Source organism: Labrenzia sp. C1B70 (assembly GCF_000475395.1).
Classification (GTDB): Bacteria; Pseudomonadota; Alphaproteobacteria; order Rhizobiales; family Stappiaceae; genus Roseibium; species Roseibium algicola.
The window spans coordinates 421,899-438,350 of sequence record NZ_AXCE01000062.1; the positions used below are offsets into that span (position 1 = coordinate 421,899).

Here is a 16,452-nt window from a genome sequence, read left to right on the forward strand (position 1 = left end):
GGTCGCCTGAAATAAAGGGTTTTTGCGGAAGTCTTGCGCTCAGAAATGAGATACTTTTTCGTGCAATCTCACAATAATGCAACCAAAGAGTGCTGAATAAAGCTTTAAGAATACATCCCTCATTGAAGCGGATTTGGAATGCAGGCCACGCTGGCAAAGCCGCTTTGACTTGAGAGGTTCGGACAGCAAAAAAATGCCGGCGCTTTTGGCACCGGCACTTCTTGTTTGTCGAAATCTGCCGATGACCGGCTTTCAAACGTGCGGACGTAATGTCTGCCTTCAAGAGCAGGCGAAGCGCCCTAGAGGACGCGGCCCGGGTTCAACAGTCCCTTGGGGTCGAATGCGTCCTTGATCCGCTTCATGAGATCCAGCTCAATCCCCTGCTTGACGTCCTTCAGGAGATCGCGCTTGAGGCGGCCGATGCCATGCTCTGCGGAGATGCTGCCGCCGAACTCGCCGACGATGCCATGAACAATGGTGTTCATCTCATCCCATTTCGCCAGGTAGTCTTCCTTGTCGGCGCCCACCGGCTGGCTGACATTGAAGTGGATGTTGCCGTCGCCGATATGACCGAACGGAACAGGCCGGCATCCGGGCACGAAGTCCTCTACCGCGGCCATGGCCTTGTCCAGGAAGTCCGGGATCGAGGCAACCGGCACGGAAACGTCATGCTTGATCGAGCCACCCTCGGGCTTCTGCACTTCCGACATGCCGTGGCGGATGTGCCAGAAATCCTGAACCTGGGTCAGGTTCTGGGCAAAGGCGGCGTCTTCCACCAGGCCTTCTTCAAATGCTTCGCCGAGAATGCTCTCCATCAGGTCCCGCACCGGAAAGGCTTCAGAACCACTGGACAGCTCCATCAGCACGTACCAAGCATGTTCGCCCTCGAGCGGGTCTCGTGCGCCTTCCAGGTGGCGCAGGCAGAATTCGACGCCAACGCGCGGCATGATTTCAAAGCCGGTCAGAACCGGCCCGGCCTGTGCCTTGGCAAGGGTGAACAGCTTGAGGGCGGCGTGCGGGTCCGGCAGGCCGACAAAAGCGGCCTCCAGCTTCTTGGGCCTGGGGAAAAGTTTCAGCGCTGCGGCTGTAATGATGCCCAGAGTGCCTTCACCACCGATAAATAATTGTTTCAAATCATAACCGGTATTGTCCTTGCGCAGGGTTCTGAGACCGTTCCAGATCTCCCCTGTCGGCAGCACCACCTCGAGGCCCAGAACCAGATCGCGCGTGTTGCCATAGGCCAGAACGGCGGTGCCGCCCGCGTTCGTGGAAATGTTACCGCCGATCTGGCAGGAGCCCTGAGCCCCGAGCGCAAGCGGGAACAGCCGGTCGACGTTTTCAGCTTCATTCTGAAGCGTCTCCAGCACCACACCGGCCTCGGCCGTAATGGTGAAGCCGGCCGGATCTACCGCACGAACCTTGTTGAGGCGTGACAGCGAAAGGACGATTTCATCCCCGGTTTCCTGCGGAATCTGGCCGCCGACAAGGCCGGTGTTGCCGCCTTGCGGCACGACCTTGAGATCGTTCTGATACGCATAGGTCATGACGGCGCTCACCTCTTTGGTGCTGCCCGGGCGCAGCACCATGGGAGTGACGCCCTGATACAGGTCGCGCCATTCGGTGAGGTAGGGAGCCTGGTCGTCCGGACTTGTCAGAACGTTGGCTGCGCCGATCATCTCGGCGAAGCGGTCGGCATGGGCAGTACGCTCCATGAGCGGGGTCCTCGTGAAGTTTGACAGTAAAATTCGGGCGCCAACATAGTGTCTGAAAGCGCTGGCGTCGACGGTTCATTCCGTCACCGTGTCTCTTGAAGGAACAAACCCCTTGTGCCATAGGAAGCCAGCCCGCTGGGGTGGTATTGGAATTCTTTCGGAGACGACGATGGCGGAAACGCGCGGACTGATGAATGGCAAACGCGGCCTGATCATGGGTGTGGCGAACAACAAGTCAATTGCCTGGGGCATTGCCAAAGCACTGGCCGACGCGGGAGCTGAACTGGCTCTGACCTACCAGGGTGATGCGTTGAAGAAGCGCGTGGAGCCACTGGCAGACCAGTTGAACGCCATTGTTGTCGGCCATTGCGACGTGACCGATGGCGCCTCCATCGATGCGGTCTTCAAGACGCTGGAAGACAAATGGGGCAAGATCGATTTTCTCGTCCATGCCGTTGCCTTCTCCGACAAATCCGAATTGACCGGTCGTTTCGTCGATACGTCTTCCGATAACTTCGCCCGCACCATGGACATTTCCTGCTACTCGCTGACGGCTGTCACCCAGCGCGCCGAGAAGCTGATGCCCGACGGCGGCTCCATTCTGACGCTGACCTATTACGGCGCCGAGAAGGTTATGCCGCATTATAATGTCATGGGCGTTGCCAAGGCCGCGCTGGAAACCAGCGTGAAGTATCTGGCGATGGACCTTGGCCCGCAGAACATTCGCGTCAACGCGATTTCCGCCGGACCGATCAAGACGCTGGCTGCCTCCGGTATCGGCGACTTCCGCTACATTCTGAAGTGGAACGAATACAACTCGCCTCTGCGCCGCACGGTGACGATCGAGGAAGTCGGCGACAGCGCGTTGTTCCTGGTGTCAGACCTCGGCCGTGGTGTTACCGGCGAGATCCAGCACGTCGACTGCGGCTACAACATTGTCGGCATGAAGGCGGTGGACGCCCCGGACATTTCCGTCGTCAAGGATTGACCGTTTCGAATGGCCGGTTTCACACCGGCCATTTTCATATTGTCCGGCCCCGCCCGCCAGGGGTGATCCCGCATTCCGGAAACTGAAATGACATCTGTGCTGAGTGCCCCGAAATCCGACCTGCTGCCCAGGCTGCACGATCCGGAGTTCCTGATCTTTGTCCGCCATGGCCAGACGGACTGGAACTTCGAAGGGCGCATGCAGGGGCAAAGGGACATTCCGCTGAACGACACGGGGCGCGGCCAGGCCAGCGGCAATGGCAAGCGTCTCAAAGCGTTTCTGGAGCAGGAGATGATCGATCCCGCCGGTCTGGATTTCGTATCCTCACCGCTCCACCGCACGCGGTCGACAATGGAGTTGCTACGCCAGTCCATGGACCTTCCGGTGGAGGCCTACCGCCTTGAGGACCAGCTCAAGGAGATCACCTTCGGCGACTGGGAAGGCTTCACGCTGGAAGAACTGGCAGAGGAAGAGCAGGATCTGATCCTGCAGCGCCGCGCCGACAAGTGGGGCTTCGTTCCCCCCAAGGGCGAAAGCTACAAGATGTTGGCCGAGCGCATCGGGCGCTGGCTGGTGACCGTTGATCGGCCTTCGGTCGTCGTGTCGCATGGCGGTGTCTTCCGCGTTCTGCGCGGCTTGCTGGAAGGGCTGGACACGGTTTCCGTTCCCAAGCTGGATGTGCCGCAGGACAAGGTCTTTGTCTGGCGTAAGGGCGCTTTCGAGATCGTTTGACAGCCCCTTCGTCGGCGTTCGGTCGTAGTTTGCGACAAGCTGTTGCAGGTCCGCATGCGGGAAAGTTCTGTCTGCGGAAATCGCCAATCAATCCATAGAATAAGCCGGAACCAATCCGCCATATCAAAGATCTGCGGCAATCCTCCATTGGCTCAGTAGATACCCTGGGCATACAGAGAAATCTTCGCTTTTGCGACAACGCTATTGGCAGCTTGTCCCATGAGGGTGGCGTAATTCGTGAGCGTCGCACGGTCGGCCTTCTGCTTGTTGGTGCAGACAAAGGTCATCACGCTTCCCCATTCCCGTTCCGGCTCGTAGCCGAACTTGCTCAGGCCATAAAGCTCACGCCCTGTCACGATGAAGAAGCCGCGTCCGTAATCGTAAATTTCACCCGGATTGCGGATCTTGGTAACGAGGCAGAATTTCTTGTGGGTGTGGATCGCCCCCAGGATCCAGCAGTCGTTGATGCACACCGACCAGCGGGCAAGCTTCTGGACATTGATCGGAAGACCGGGGGTCAGGTTGAAATGCGTCGGGTCTTCCAGGTTGAAGCGCCGGTAAAGCTGTTGGGTCTGCGCCAGTCTCCCGACATACATCTCGCCACCGGAACGGGCGACCTTGTCGTAGACGGCCCACGCGGTGTGTCTTGATATGTGTGACAGGCTGATCTTGCTGTTTGCATCGCCAGGTGATTCAAATTGGGTCCGGTTGGTGTCCCAGGGGTTCTGCCTCAGTTCGTTCAGCTCATAGTGATTGTAGGAAAGTGTCAGTAGATCCTGATCGAAAGCGGTTCTTGAATACGTCATTTCGGTTTCCTCTGGTACAACGGGCCATGAGCGTTTGCTGTTCGAAATGTACGCATGTGAAGGCCGCTTTACGTGTGACCTTGGGCACTGCAAAGGAGCCCCCGACCATCCGTGCCTCGGGCTTGTCCAGTGACGGTGATCGGGCGAAGCAGCTGCGGCGTAGATGTTTACAGCGATTGCGAGGGAACCTGGAGACAATCCGGGTCAGGTGCCGTGTCCGCCAATGAATTTTATAGCGAACTGCCAAGCTTTTCAGATTTCAGCACGGTCGGGGATCTGGCCGATTACCGGCCGGTGCCGGACGACTGGTACGTTCTTGCTGCCGACATAGTCCGCTCCAGCGATGCGGTCGCACAGGGCCGGTACAAGGAAGTCAACATGGTTGGCGCCGCGGTGATCGCCGCGGTGTTGAACCGGATCGGCAGCGACCGTGTACCGTTTGTCTTCGGGGGAGACGGCGCAATGCTGGTCGTGTCCGAACACGATGTCGAGGCAGCCAGCGACGCGCTGGCCGGTGTTGTCGGTCTGGCGCGCCAGGTCATGGAACTGGAGCTGCGCGCCGCTGCGATTCCGGTCGCTCATCTGCGGGATCTTGGAGGCGACGTCCGTGTGCGCAAGTACCAGCTCAGCCCGGGCAATCACCTGGCCATGATCCTGGGGGATGGCCTGGCCGTCGCGGACAATATTCTGAAAGATCCGGAAAAAGCGCGGCCGTTTGAGATCTCTCTCCCCGATGCCGCGTTACCGCCGCTCGACGGGCTTTCCTGCAGATGGGAACCGCTTCCTTCACGAAACGGACACATCGTGTCCCTGATCGTCAAGCCGACCGGACGTATTCCAATGCAGGATGTCCTGCGGGGGCTGGCCGATAAACTCGGCTATGATCCCTCGAGGGATGACAGCCGGATGAGACTGGCGGACAAGACGCGTCTTCGTTTTCGCTTTCCACCAACCGGTACGCGTCATGAGGTGCGCCTGGGCTCACCGGGAAAAGACTTCCGCGGATGGGCAAAGGCGTTGCTGGAGGCGATGGTCTTCGTCATCAGCTATCACACGGGCTGGCGCATCGGCCCTTTTGACCCGAAACGGTACTTTCCCGAACTTGGCCTCAACACTGACCATCGCAAGGTGGGCGACAGCCTGCAGCTCGTGCTGGATCTGACACCGGAGCAGTTTGCAGGGGTCGAAGACTATCTGAAAGCTGGCTATGCCGCCGGGGATCTGGTGTTCGGGCTGCATGTGTCCACGTCCGCCCTGATGACCTGCTTTGTCGAGGATATCGGCAAAAGCCGGCATATCCATTTCGTCGACGGGGCTGACGGCGGATTTTCTCTGGCAGCTGCCGAATTCAAGAAACGGCAGGCGAACATGGTGCCGAAGGCGGTCGGTCAGGCCTGACTGCGCAGCGGGCCGTGTCGTTCCAGGGCGGGCATCGGGTGTGCAAAATTCTGTTTCAGGATCATCATCGCAAGGTCGCTGTCGGGAACGGCCTTTGATATGAGGAACCCCTGGATGACGTCGCATCCGTGGCGTTTCAGCCAGTCACGCTCGGCTTCGGTTTCCACACCTTCGGCAAGGACACTGATGTCGAGGCTCTTGGCAAGATTGATCAGCGCACTGGTGAATTTCTGCAGGGCGGGATCGGCATCGACGCCGGAAATGAAGCTCCTGTCGATCTTGACCCGGTCAACCTTCAGATCGCGCAGGCTCGAGATGCTTGAATGGCCGGTTCCAAAATCGTCCAGTTCGATGAAGAACCCCAGTTCCGACAGGCGGGCGATATTCTGCTTGATGGGAGTGGCCGTGATTTCGTCGATCATCACCGCTTCCAGGATTTCCAGGCTGACATCTGCAGGCTGAAGTCCCAGGTCAAGCACCTGCCGGTGGAGCGCATCCACCGCCTTGGCGCTTGTCAGCAGACTGGCGGTCACGTTCAGGCCCAGATGTATGGCTGGCCTCGTCTTGCCGCTCAGGCTGGCGGCAAACTTCAGCGCCCGGCTGCGCACGGCCTCTTCGATCTCCTCCAGATACCCGACTTCCATTGCAGCGGGCAGGAAAGAGCCTGGATACCGGATCTCGTCGTCATCAATCCACCGGGCGAGGGCTTCTGCGCCGACAACTTCGCCCGTGTGAATATTCACCTGCGGTTGGAACCAGGCAACGATATTGCCGTTCTTGAGCGCATTCTGCAGCTCTTTGGCAATCTCGTCACTTTCCTCGAAGGCAGCGCGCATTGCCGGGGTGAAGCGATCGAACTTGCGCGGCCCCTTTTGCTTGGCCGCTCTCAGGGCCAGAGCCGCATCGGTCAGCAAATGATCGAAGACCTGCTCGCCCGGACTGCTGATGAAAATGCCCGCATTTGCCTCGATCGCCGATCTGTTGTTGCCGATGATCCGGTCGGTCGCAATTTCCTGGAGAAGTGTGAAAGCCAGTTGCTCGAACTGCGCCGCCTTCTTGAGGCGCGGACGCAGAAACAGGAACTCCGTTCCGCCTGTCCGGCACAGGAAGTCTTCCGGTTCCGCGTGCTGGGTCAGCTGTTCGGCCACCTGACGCAGAAGTGAATCGCCGTTGTGGTCCCCGAACCGGTCGTTCACCTTCTTGAACTGGCGCAGGTCGATCAGGATCGCACCCGTGCGCGTTCCCGGCTCTGCCGGTGGCAGGTTGCGTATCGTATTCAGAAGGGCGCGGCGGTTCGGCAGTCCGGTCAGGGGATCGTGAAATCCGAGATTTTCAAATTCCTGCTGCGTCCGGTCGGCAAGTGCACGCGACAGGGCGATGGCGATTGCAAAGGCCGCAACAATGACCAGTCCGCCGACAAGACCGGCAAGTGTTACGGCAAACAGTGTCTCGGATCGCTGCCTCTGCAGGTCCATCAGGAGATAGTCGACGGTGGACTGCCAAAGGTCGAAAGCGGCACTGACCAGGGCCGGCTGCATCTCCACCACAGGCTGGGCGATGACATCCGCCCCCTTTGAGGCGGTGATAGTAGAAGAGAGCAGTTTCGAGCCTGCGGTCTGAAAGGCGACGTTCGTTGTCCGGAAGGCTCTCGCCTGTTTTTGCAAGAGATCGGCTTGCGCACCGGTCAGGTCGTTAAAGTAATCAACCGTGTCCCGCGACGCCCCGTCGGCGGCAATCTTGTACTGGCCTCCCTGCACGGGGATCAGCATCTTGTCCCAGACATTGATCTCGCCCCGGCTGGAAATGCTTTTCGCATTGCTTGCCATGATCGCGGATTCGATCACGACGGTCGGCATGGTGTCGGTGATCAGATGCGGAAGTTTTGCTGTCTCGAAAGATGAAGTCGAACTCAGCCTGGTGACCTGGGAGATCATTGAGGCGAGGATACGGGCCTGCCGAAGTGCGAGCGGAATGTTGCCTTCGTTCAGGAAGGTGTCGAGCGGCTGAACGAGGTCGGCGGAAAGCTCATCTCCCCCGAGTGTTTCCAGGCGTTCGCGCAGTTGGACCGGCGTCTCCCTGATCTTGCCGGTGAGCGCTTTCTCCTGCATCAGCGGCCCGAGTGCCTCGATCAGGTGCAGCCCGGCCAGGCTGTGGTCGATCGAGTTGACCTTCTCGAATTTATTATGAAACCAGAGTGAGGCAAAGAGCAGGCTGGGTGCCAGCAGAAATACGATCAGTCCAGTCAGCCAGCCCCTGATCCGCAACGTTTTGCCTCTTGGTGTTTATTAGATCCCAACGTGTAATAACGGTAGAGGTTTAAGGATTAGCAAATCAAGGGTCGAATTTTTGCGAACGGTTCGCGCGATTTCCTAGGTCGTTAATTCAAGACATCGTGAAACGCGTACCAAGGACGCCAGCTTCCATTCGAAATCTACTTGTCTTTAATTTTGACAGGGGTGGTGGACGAATGGACTTGCCAAAAATACCTGTATTCCCGGCTGCGGGCTTGAGCTTGCGGGCGCGATGGCGTATCGCTCGGCGCCTGACAGTTCAATTGCAAGCCTCGGTCACCGTTCATGTCGCATAACAGTTTTGGTCATCTTTTCCGGGTCACCACCTGGGGCGAAAGCCACGGTCCCGCTATCGGTTGCGTGGTGGACGGCTGCCCGCCGCTCATTCCCCTGACGGAGACCGATATTCAGGGCTTCATGAACAAGCGCAAGCCGGGCCAGTCCCGCTTCACCACGCAGCGGCGCGAGCCGGATGAAGTGAAGATCCTGTCCGGCGTCATGGTTGACGAGGACGGTATCCAGAAAACGACCGGGACGCCGATTTCACTGTTTGTCGAAAACACCGACCAGCGCTCCAAGGACTATTCGGAGATCAAGGACCGGTTCCGTCCCGGCCATGCCGATTTCACCTATGACGCCAAATACGGCATCCGCGACTATCGTGGCGGTGGACGGTCCTCGGCGCGCGAAACCGCCATGCGCGTTGCCGCCGGGGCCGTCGCACGCAAGGTATTGCAGGGCGTAACCGTTCGCGGCGCTTTGGTGCAGGTTGGACCGCACAAGATCGACCGGGCCAACTGGGACTGGGCGGAAGTCGATAACAACGCCTTCTTTTCTCCGGACGCAAAGGCAGCCGCATTCTGGGCGGACTACCTGGACGGCATCCGCAAGGCCGGGTCTTCCGTCGGTGCCGTCATTGAAGTCGTTGCCGAAGGTGTCCCCGCCGGTTGGGGTGCGCCGATCTACGGCAAGCTGGACACGGACCTTGCTGCTGCGATGATGTCGATCAATGCGGTCAAGGGGGTCGAGGTCGGCAACGGGTTCGATGCCGCAAGCCTGACAGGTGAAGACAATGCAGACGAGATCCGCCTTGATGATGTCGGCCGGCCCGTCTTCCTGAGCAACAATTCCGGCGGCATTCTGGGCGGGATCTCCAACGGCGATCCCTTGGTTGTCCGGTTCGCGGTCAAGCCGACGTCTTCGATCCTCACCGAGCGCAAGTCGATCACCAGCAAGGGCGAAGAGGTCAACGTCATGACGAAGGGCCGGCATGACCCTTGCGTCGGCATTCGCGCGGTGCCGGTCGGCGAAGCGATGATGGCTTGCGTTCTGGCGGACCATTTCCTGCGTCATCGCGGCCAGATCGGCTGACGGGCAACTTCGCAGCGTTACAACTCGTTACAATTCCGGAAGGCAAGGGCCATGGACCTTGCCCGTCATCTCTCTAGTTTTATCTCCAGCATGACGTCTCATGCATTTCAGGGAGTAATGACATGAATGAAATGACGCCTGTGCGCCGTATGACGGCAAAGGATTTTCCTCAGGAGCTTCTGGATCTTTATGATTTCTACGCGCATGGAAAGATTACCAAGCGCGAGTTCATGAACGGGGCAGCAAAATTCGCGGTTGGTGGACTGACGGCGGCCATGCTGCTGGATCAGCTTTCTCCCAATTATGCGCTGGCACAACAGGTTGCTCCCGATGATGCGGGGATCGTCACCGAACGCATCACTTACCCGTCACCAAACGGCCATGGCGAGGTCAACGGTTATCTGGTGAAGCCCGCAGGTGCGACCGGCAAGCTGCCGGCGGTGCTGGTCGTGCATGAGAACCGCGGTCTCAATCCATATATCGAGGATGTCGCGCGCCGCCTCGGCAAGGCCGGGTTCATGGCGCTGGCGCCGGACGGACTGACCTCGGTCGGCGGTTATCCGGGCAGTGACGATCAGGGCCGCGAATTGCAGCGTACGGTCGATGGCACCAAGCTGATGAACGATTTCTTCGCCGGCTTCGAGTATCTCCTCAACAGTGACGACAGCACCGGCAAGGTTGGGGCGGTTGGTTTCTGCTACGGCGGCGGTGTGGTCAATGCAATTGCGGTCGCCTATCCGGAGCTTGCCGCGGGCGTGCCGTTCTATGGACGTCAGCCGGATCCTGCGGATGTCTCCAAGATCGAAGCGCCCCTGATGCTGCAATATGCCGAGCTGGACGAGCGTATCAATGCGGGCTGGCCGGCCTATGAGGAAGCTCTGAAGGCCAACGGCAAGACCTACGTGGCGCATATGTATCCGGGCGTGAACCACGGCTTCCATAACGATACGACACCGCGCTACGACGAAGAGGCTGCAAAGCTCGCAGAGCAGAGAACCGTCGACTTCTTCAAGGAAAACCTGATGTAGGGTTGCCTGGGTCTGCTCGTCTCACCTCATCCCGGTTCCGGCTTTACCCAGCCGGGATGATCACGATGAGCAGGCTTGGTTTGGTCGTCTTCCAATAAATTGCGGCCCGGCTTGGCGCCAGGGCCGCGATATCTCAGACAAACTTGAAGGCGCGGATGCGGCTCAGGATTTCTTCCGGGTCGGCTGCAAGCGTGTGCAGGTTGATCGCAATCAGCTCCCGGCCATGCTCGCGCGGCGTGCGCTTCCAGTTGCGCATCATGAACTTTTTCCAGACCGGAAAGGTCTGTGCCTTGGTGACGGCGTCATCCAGTGAACGGGTCAGGAGGACGTCCAGCCGGACCAGCTCGATGTTGCGGACGGACGTCCGTTTGACGTCCGTCATCCGGATTGCCGCCCAGTCGATGAAACCGATGCGTTCCACATAAAGCCCGTCTTCGTTGGCGCCGAGCTGTGGCTTGCCTTTTTCGATCATCGGATAGTGCCAGAAGGCAATTGCGAGCGGGGCGAGGGCGGCGAGGGCCAGCAAGGGAAGATTGCCGACAATCCCGATCACGGCGAACAGAATGCCGAGGATGAGGCTGCCGTAGACAATGCTTTCGCTTTGACTGCGGTTAAAGCCGACGGTGAAGGGCACCGGTGTCGGCTTCACGTTTTCCTCTTGTTTGACTGCCTCTTTCTTCGCCGCCATGAAAGGCCCCTTCCGAAGGATCCTCAGGTGTCGAGGATCTCTGTTTCGTCAATCTTGATGTCGAAGCCTTCCAGCCCAACGTAATGACGCTCACGGGAGGCCAGCAGGCGAATTGAACTGACGCCCAGGTCCTTCAGGATCTGTGCACCAAGCCCGACTTCACGCCATTGTTCCTGTCTAGCTTGTGCGGAGCTGTGTTCCTCGGAATCAGCGGCTTCAAAGTCGGATCTCGGCCGCTTGGACTGACGGGCAACGCCCACCGACCCTTCGCGAAGATAGACGATGACACCCCGGCCTCGATCCGCAAAGTGTTTCATGATCTGGTCGAGTGGCTGGACGTCTCCGAAGACATCATCGAGCACGGATTCCAGTTGCAGGCGCACCGGGACGCTGCGGCCGTCCAGAATGTCGCCGTAGACGATGGCCAGATGGTGCATCGGGTCATACGGGGTGGAATAGGTGGTGGCATAGGCCGGGCCGAAAACCGTGTCGACGGGCTGTTCGTTGACCCGTTCCACCAGTTTCTCGGTACGCTGGCGCCAGGCGATCAGGTCAGAAACAGAAACCATCTTCAGGTCGTGCTCTGCTGCAAACTCGGCAACCTGCTGGCCGCGTTTCACGGTGCCATCGTCGTTGACCAGCTCACTGATGACGCCAACCTGCTCCAGTCCGGCGAGACGGCACAGGTCGACGGCAGCTTCCGTATGGCCGGAGCGGATCATGACACCGCCTTCCTTGGCCACCAGCGGGAAGATGTGCCCGGGGCGGACGAAGTCGTCAGCGCCGACATTGGGGTTTGCAAGTGCGCGTACGGTAGAGCAGCGCTCTTCGGCCGAAATGCCGGTGGTCAGTCCCTGGCGGTAGTCCACGGAAATGGTGAAAGCGGTCGCAAGCGGAGCATCATTTTCGGCAACCATAGGGTCAAGACGCAGGCGCCGTGCATGGGCAACCGTCATCGGCGCACAGATGATGCCTGAGGTGTGACGCACCATGAAGGCCATCTGTTCCGGCGTGACCTTGGCGGCGGCAACAATCAGATCGCCTTCGTTCTCGCGGTCGTCATCGTCAGTCACGACCACCATTTCTCCACGTTCGAATGCGCGGATTGCTTCTGCGACACGGGCCTGGGACACGGGATGCTCCTTGGTTGTAGACAGTCCGAGAAAGTCGTTGGGGGTTACGGCGCCATTGGTGGCAATGGCGATCTTGCGGGCCATATCCCGCGAGACCCAGACATTGGGGTCATTGCATAGGGCGGTTACGGAGGCAGGCGACAGGTTGGCGCGGCGCGCAAAGGCGCTGCGGCTTTCCCCTGTCTGCAAGAGCCATAGATCCAATCTCATGGCGTTCGATATACGCCTGATTGTTTTCAGTCTCAAGAGAAGGAATGAGATTTTTCAGTAATACTGAAAGATCAGTCGCTTTTGATAAACTCTGCGACGCGGGAGACAAAGGCAGGCACCATCCAGCTCTCTTCGAGCCCTGCGGCCTTGGCGATACCCGTCAGGTCTTCGCTGAGATAAGAGGTAAAATAGGGCTCGTGGAAAAGCTGCGGAAAGACCGACAGAAGGCCGTCATATTCCGGCACGTCTCCGGTTTGCAGGCTGTCGACGAAAAGAAAGGAGCCGCCGGGTTTCAGAACGCGTGCGACCTCCGAGATGACCTGACGCCGGATTTTCGGCGGCAGTTCATGGAACAGGAAGACGCAGGATACGACGTCGAGAGAATTGTCCGCAAACGGCAGGGTTTCAGCCAGGCCGCAGATATAGCCGGCACGGCGCGTCGGCAGGCGCTCACGGGCAACGTTCAGATAGGGTTCCGACAGATCGAGCCCCGTGCCCTTGAGGCGCGGAAATGCGGCCAGGGCAGGCCGCAAGAGACCTCCGGTGCCGCAGGCGATATCAAGATACGAAACGTGGCGTTGGTCCTTGCGGCGCAAGATCCTGGCGAAAGGTACCAGGGCCCGTCGACGCATGGCGGCAGTGGCACCTGAAAAAAGCACATCCACCTGGAAGTCATAGAGCCTGGCACTTTCCTCCGACAGCCAGCCATCGGTCTGAAAGTGAAAATTCTGCCGGTAATAGCGCGGCAGTGCAGCGGCAAATCCTTCGGTGGCATTGACCTCCTGATGTGCACCGGTTGCGCGACGGCGTGCCACCTCCGGCACGTCCTTGAAGAAGGCACGGCTGGTCGCGATCAGCTCGCCCGGCGTCATGGTGCCATCGGAAGGCAGCGGATAAATCCCGTCCTCGACGGACTTCAGATCATCCGCAAAAAGCTTGACGATGTCCGACAGCATGCGCCTTTGGCTCGGCACCGGGCCGGTCGGCACCACCTTCGGCGTTTCCGGAAGCTGTTTCTGGAGATCCCGGTTCATCCGCCGCATGGCTTCGGAATGAAGGGTGTAGAGCGCGACCCGGCTGCCCTGGTAAAGCGCATAGCGCGTTCGCCGGGCAAGGCTCAAGAGCGGCGGCAGGCTGCGGGTTCCTTTGACAGGTCCGAATTCCTCATCCGCCGCGCTCATGGCTCACTCCCTGATCAAGGTCTGGTCAACACCGCCACTGCTTCAATATGGGGCGAATAGTGGAACTGGTCCACCGGTGTGACGCTTTGCAGCACGTAGCCGCCGTCGAGCAGGATGCGCAGATCCCGGGCAAGCGTCGCCGGATTGCAGGAGACGGCAACAATCGTCTTGACCTTGGATAGCGCCAGTTGCTCTGCCTGGGCTTGAGCGCCTGCGCGCGGCGGGTCGAAAACCACGGCGTCGTAAGGCTCCAGCTCTTCCTTCACCAGCGGCCTGCGTGACAGGTCTCGCCGTTCAAACGTCACCTTCTTCAGGCCTTGGGGTCTGCGCAGGGCCTTGTCAAAGGCGGCCAGTGCCGCAGCATCGCCTTCGACCGCATGCACATTTGCCTGTCGGCCGAGCCTGAGCGCGAATGTGCCGGCACCGGAAAAGAGATCTGCAATTGTCTTGGCCTTGCCGACACCGTCAATTACCAGCTTGGAAAGTGCATGTTCCGCCGCCAGTGTCGCCTGGGCAAACCCGCCGGGCGCGGCAACAATGCCGATGCCGCCCATGTCGAGCAGCGGCGGGCGCAACTCCAGAATGACTTCACCGTTGACCGAAAGCCGCGCAAGGTTCTGATCGACGACCTTTTGCGACAGGGCAGGGATCTTGCGCTCGTACCCCTTGTCGGCCTTGTCGAGAGCCACATCCAGACCGGTGGTCGTTACCAGGACGGTCATCCGCAGTTCACCCTTTTTCGGCAGCACTTCCGAGGCAAGGGACTTGAGGCCGGGCAGCGCTTCAACGATGACCGGGTCGAGCACCGGGCATTCGGCGATATCGACCAGCCTGTGGCTGGCCTTTTCATGGTAACCGAGCAAGGTGTGGCGTCCGGCGCGGGTGGCCGTCAATACAGCCCGGCGGCGACCTCCCATGGTCGCAGCTATCGTTCCGGAAACTTCGGTCTCGATGCCACGGTCGCGCAAGGCCTTTTCGACCAGCCCGCTTTTCCAGACAAGGTATGGCTCTTCCGCAAGGTGCTGTACGGAACAGCCGCCGCAGGCGGAGTAATGACGGCACACGGGTTCGACCCGGTCCGGTGACGGCTTTTCGATCACAGGCTTTTGGGCGCGCCCGTCCACGACTTTCGCCCGGACGATTTCCCCGGGCAGGGCCCCGGCCACGTAGATCGGCCCGGTCTCCGTCTCGGCAACGCCGTCGCCGCGGTGACCGAGCGTGGTGATTTCAATCTCTCTCTCGCTCATGGGCGAGCGATAACGCCAAGTAGGGGTTTGGGCAAGTCTTGATCATGGGACGTGCTTTCCGCTCCCTTGATGGAAACAGGCTTTTGCGCTTTCACCAGACGTCGAAGGAGATGAAAGGCGACAGCCCTCAGTCGGCTTTCTTTCCGTAGAGCAGCCATTCCGCATTGCCGTCACCACCCTTGACCGGCGAGGGGACGAGGTCGCCTGCCTGCCAGCCGGGAACGGTGCCCAGCCATGCTTGCAGGGATTTTGCGGTCTCTTCGGCAATTGCCGGATCGACCAGACCGCCTTTGCCGATATTGTCCTTGCCCGCCTCGAATTGCGGCTTCACCAGAAAGACGCCTTCAGCACCCGGTGCAGCCAGCGCAAGAGCGGGAGGAAGGGCAAGCTTTAGCGAGATGAAGCTGACATCCGAGACAAGCAGCGCCGGGGCGTCTCCTCCAAGGTCCTGTAAGGTCAGGTCCCGGGCGTTGAGGCCGTCGCGCGCGGTCACCTTCGGGTCTGATCGCAGACTGTCGTGCAACTGACCATGCCCGACATCGATGGCGTGAACCTTGTTGGCCCCACGTTCCAGCAGAACCTGGGTAAATCCGCCTGTGGACGCGCCGATATCGAGGCAGATCCGGCCTGCGGGGTCGACCGTGAACCGGTCGAGGCCTTCGATCAGCTTCAGCGCGGCCCGGCTGACATAACCGGAAGCGGGATCTTCAACCGTGATGCTGGCGTCCGCCGAAGTCTTCTGCGCCGGTTTGGTGCATAGATGACCATCGACGCTCACCGTTCCGCGCAGGATTGCGTCACGCGCCCGTGCGCGGCTCGGAAAGACACCCGTATCGACAAGATGCTGGTCGAGGCGTTGTTTGGACATGCAGCCTTCAGAAGCAGCCGGCGATTGCCGAGATCAGGCGGTCGGCATAAACCCGCTCACCGGCGTACAGCCACAGAAACGCCGAAAGCGCGACGAGGCCCGTCGCGCCGGCGGTCAGTCCCATGAACAGCGGCATGCGCATCGTGTCCGGCTTGCTCCAGCTATCGCCTCAGGAAGAGGCAGGCGCGTTGTCGATCAGCCTGCGCAGCTTCTTCAGGGCATTTTCCTCCGCCTCACCATAGGCAATGGTTCCGACGAACTTGTTGTCGGCGCTCATCAGGTAGACGGCAGCGGAATGGTCCATCGTATAGTCGCCATCGTCAAGTGGCACCTTCTTGGAATAGACCCGATAGGCCTTCAGCATCGCATCGATCTGGTCCCGCGAACCGGTCAGTGGAACGATACGCTTGTCGAATGCCCAGACATAGTCACGCATGACTTCGGGCGTATCGCGTTCCGGATCCACGGTGACGAAAGCATAGTTGAGCTTGTCCGCATCCGGTCCGAGTTCGGCCATCCAGCCCTGAAGTTCGGAAAGCGTGGTCGGGCAGACGTCCGGACAGAAGGTGAAGCCGAAGAACATCACTGTCGGCTTGGTGGAGAAGGTCTCGTCGGTCACCGTTTCGCCGGTGCCGCTGACAAGTTCGAACGGGCCGCCAATGGCCGCAAGCGGCTCGATCAAGGCACCGGTACCCTTGTTGCCGGCAGTCTGCTGATAGACCAGAACACCGGACACGACAGCGAGCACGGCAACGGCAGCCCAGGCCACGTACCGGAAGAGTTTCAAACCAGACATCGG

Annotated in this window: 15 protein-coding genes; 5 read left to right on the top strand and 10 right to left on the bottom strand. The window is 59.6% G+C overall.

All coding sequences use genetic code 11. From position 1 onward, the window contains the following. Window positions 1-299 precede the first annotated feature (299 nt). On the bottom strand, window positions 300-1,712 hold the full coding sequence (locus tag Q666_RS62860) for an FAD-binding oxidoreductase (RefSeq protein ID WP_023001877.1): 1,413 nt from the start codon (window positions 1,710-1,712) through the stop codon (window positions 300-302). 169 nt (window positions 1,713-1,881) lie between these two features. Between Q666_RS62860 and fabI the strand changes: the two genes are divergently transcribed. Next, on the top strand, window positions 1,882-2,700 hold the full coding sequence (gene fabI / locus Q666_RS62865) for an enoyl-ACP reductase FabI (protein WP_023001876.1): 819 nt from the start codon (window positions 1,882-1,884) through the stop codon (window positions 2,698-2,700). A gap of 87 nt (window positions 2,701-2,787) precedes the next feature. Next, a complete protein-coding gene (locus Q666_RS62870; protein ID WP_023001875.1) occupies window positions 2,788-3,432 on the top strand; it encodes a histidine phosphatase family protein in 645 nt (214 codons plus the stop codon). Window positions 3,433-3,584: 152 nt separating this feature from the next. On the opposite strand, the gene Q666_RS62875 is transcribed toward Q666_RS62870, so the two are convergent. Continuing rightward, window positions 3,585-4,238 carry a hypothetical protein gene (locus Q666_RS62875; protein WP_023001874.1) on the bottom strand — a complete coding sequence of 218 codons (654 nt, stop codon included), beginning with the start codon at window positions 4,236-4,238 and terminating at the stop codon, window positions 3,585-3,587. Between the two features lie 213 nt (window positions 4,239-4,451). Between Q666_RS62875 and Q666_RS62880 the strand changes: the two genes are divergently transcribed. Then, the gene (locus Q666_RS62880; protein WP_023001873.1) at window positions 4,452-5,636 is read left to right on the top strand and encodes a DUF3095 domain-containing protein; all 1,185 of its coding nucleotides are present in this window, start codon (window positions 4,452-4,454) and stop codon (window positions 5,634-5,636) included. On the opposite strand, the gene Q666_RS62885 is transcribed toward Q666_RS62880, so the two are convergent. Beyond that, window positions 5,627-7,900 carry a bifunctional diguanylate cyclase/phosphodiesterase gene (locus Q666_RS62885; protein WP_023001872.1) on the bottom strand — a complete coding sequence of 758 codons (2,274 nt, stop codon included), beginning with the start codon at window positions 7,898-7,900 and terminating at the stop codon, window positions 5,627-5,629. The genes Q666_RS62880 and Q666_RS62885 overlap by 10 nt on opposite strands. A gap of 312 nt (window positions 7,901-8,212) precedes the next feature. On the opposite strand from Q666_RS62885, the gene aroC reads away from it, so the two are divergent. Together aroC and yghX are read left to right on the top strand one after the other, a co-directional pair. Next, window positions 8,213-9,298: a chorismate synthase gene (gene aroC, locus Q666_RS62890; RefSeq protein ID WP_023001871.1), complete on the top strand. Its 1,086-nt coding sequence runs from the start codon at window positions 8,213-8,215 to the stop codon at window positions 9,296-9,298. Between the two features lie 140 nt (window positions 9,299-9,438). Continuing rightward, entirely contained in the window at window positions 9,439-10,326 is an 888-nt protein-coding gene (gene yghX / locus Q666_RS62895) for a YghX family hydrolase (protein ID WP_031269684.1), read from the top strand. A 133-nt stretch (window positions 10,327-10,459) separates the two neighbouring features. Here the strand turns inward: yghX and Q666_RS62900 are convergent, their stop codons facing one another. The 7 genes from Q666_RS62900 to Q666_RS62925 form a co-directional block, all read right to left on the bottom strand. Continuing rightward, window positions 10,460-11,014 carry a hypothetical protein gene (locus Q666_RS62900; protein WP_023001869.1) on the bottom strand — a complete coding sequence of 185 codons (555 nt, stop codon included), beginning with the start codon at window positions 11,012-11,014 and terminating at the stop codon, window positions 10,460-10,462. Between the two features lie 23 nt (window positions 11,015-11,037). Continuing rightward, complete coding sequence (gene ribB, locus Q666_RS62905; RefSeq protein WP_031269683.1) at window positions 11,038-12,357, bottom strand: 3,4-dihydroxy-2-butanone-4-phosphate synthase; 1,320 nt, start codon at window positions 12,355-12,357, stop codon at window positions 11,038-11,040. 71 nt (window positions 12,358-12,428) lie between these two features. Then, a complete protein-coding gene (locus Q666_RS62910; RefSeq protein ID WP_023001867.1) occupies window positions 12,429-13,538 on the bottom strand; it encodes a class I SAM-dependent methyltransferase in 1,110 nt (369 codons plus the stop codon). 14 nt (window positions 13,539-13,552) lie between these two features. Then, window positions 13,553-14,785 (bottom strand): class I SAM-dependent RNA methyltransferase, encoded by a 1,233-nt coding sequence (locus tag Q666_RS62915; RefSeq protein WP_023001866.1) that lies wholly within the window; start codon window positions 14,783-14,785, stop codon window positions 13,553-13,555. Between the two features lie 127 nt (window positions 14,786-14,912). Further along, on the bottom strand, window positions 14,913-15,653 hold the full coding sequence (locus Q666_RS62920) for a TlyA family RNA methyltransferase (protein ID WP_023001865.1): 741 nt from the start codon (window positions 15,651-15,653) through the stop codon (window positions 14,913-14,915). Window positions 15,654-15,660: 7 nt separating this feature from the next. Then, window positions 15,661-15,789 carry a hypothetical protein gene (locus Q666_RS66885; protein WP_267479109.1) on the bottom strand — a complete coding sequence of 43 codons (129 nt, stop codon included), beginning with the start codon at window positions 15,787-15,789 and terminating at the stop codon, window positions 15,661-15,663. A 33-nt stretch (window positions 15,790-15,822) separates the two neighbouring features. Next, window positions 15,823-16,449 carry an SCO family protein gene (locus Q666_RS62925; RefSeq protein ID WP_031269681.1) on the bottom strand — a complete coding sequence of 209 codons (627 nt, stop codon included), beginning with the start codon at window positions 16,447-16,449 and terminating at the stop codon, window positions 15,823-15,825. Window positions 16,450-16,452: the final 3 nt, after the last annotated feature.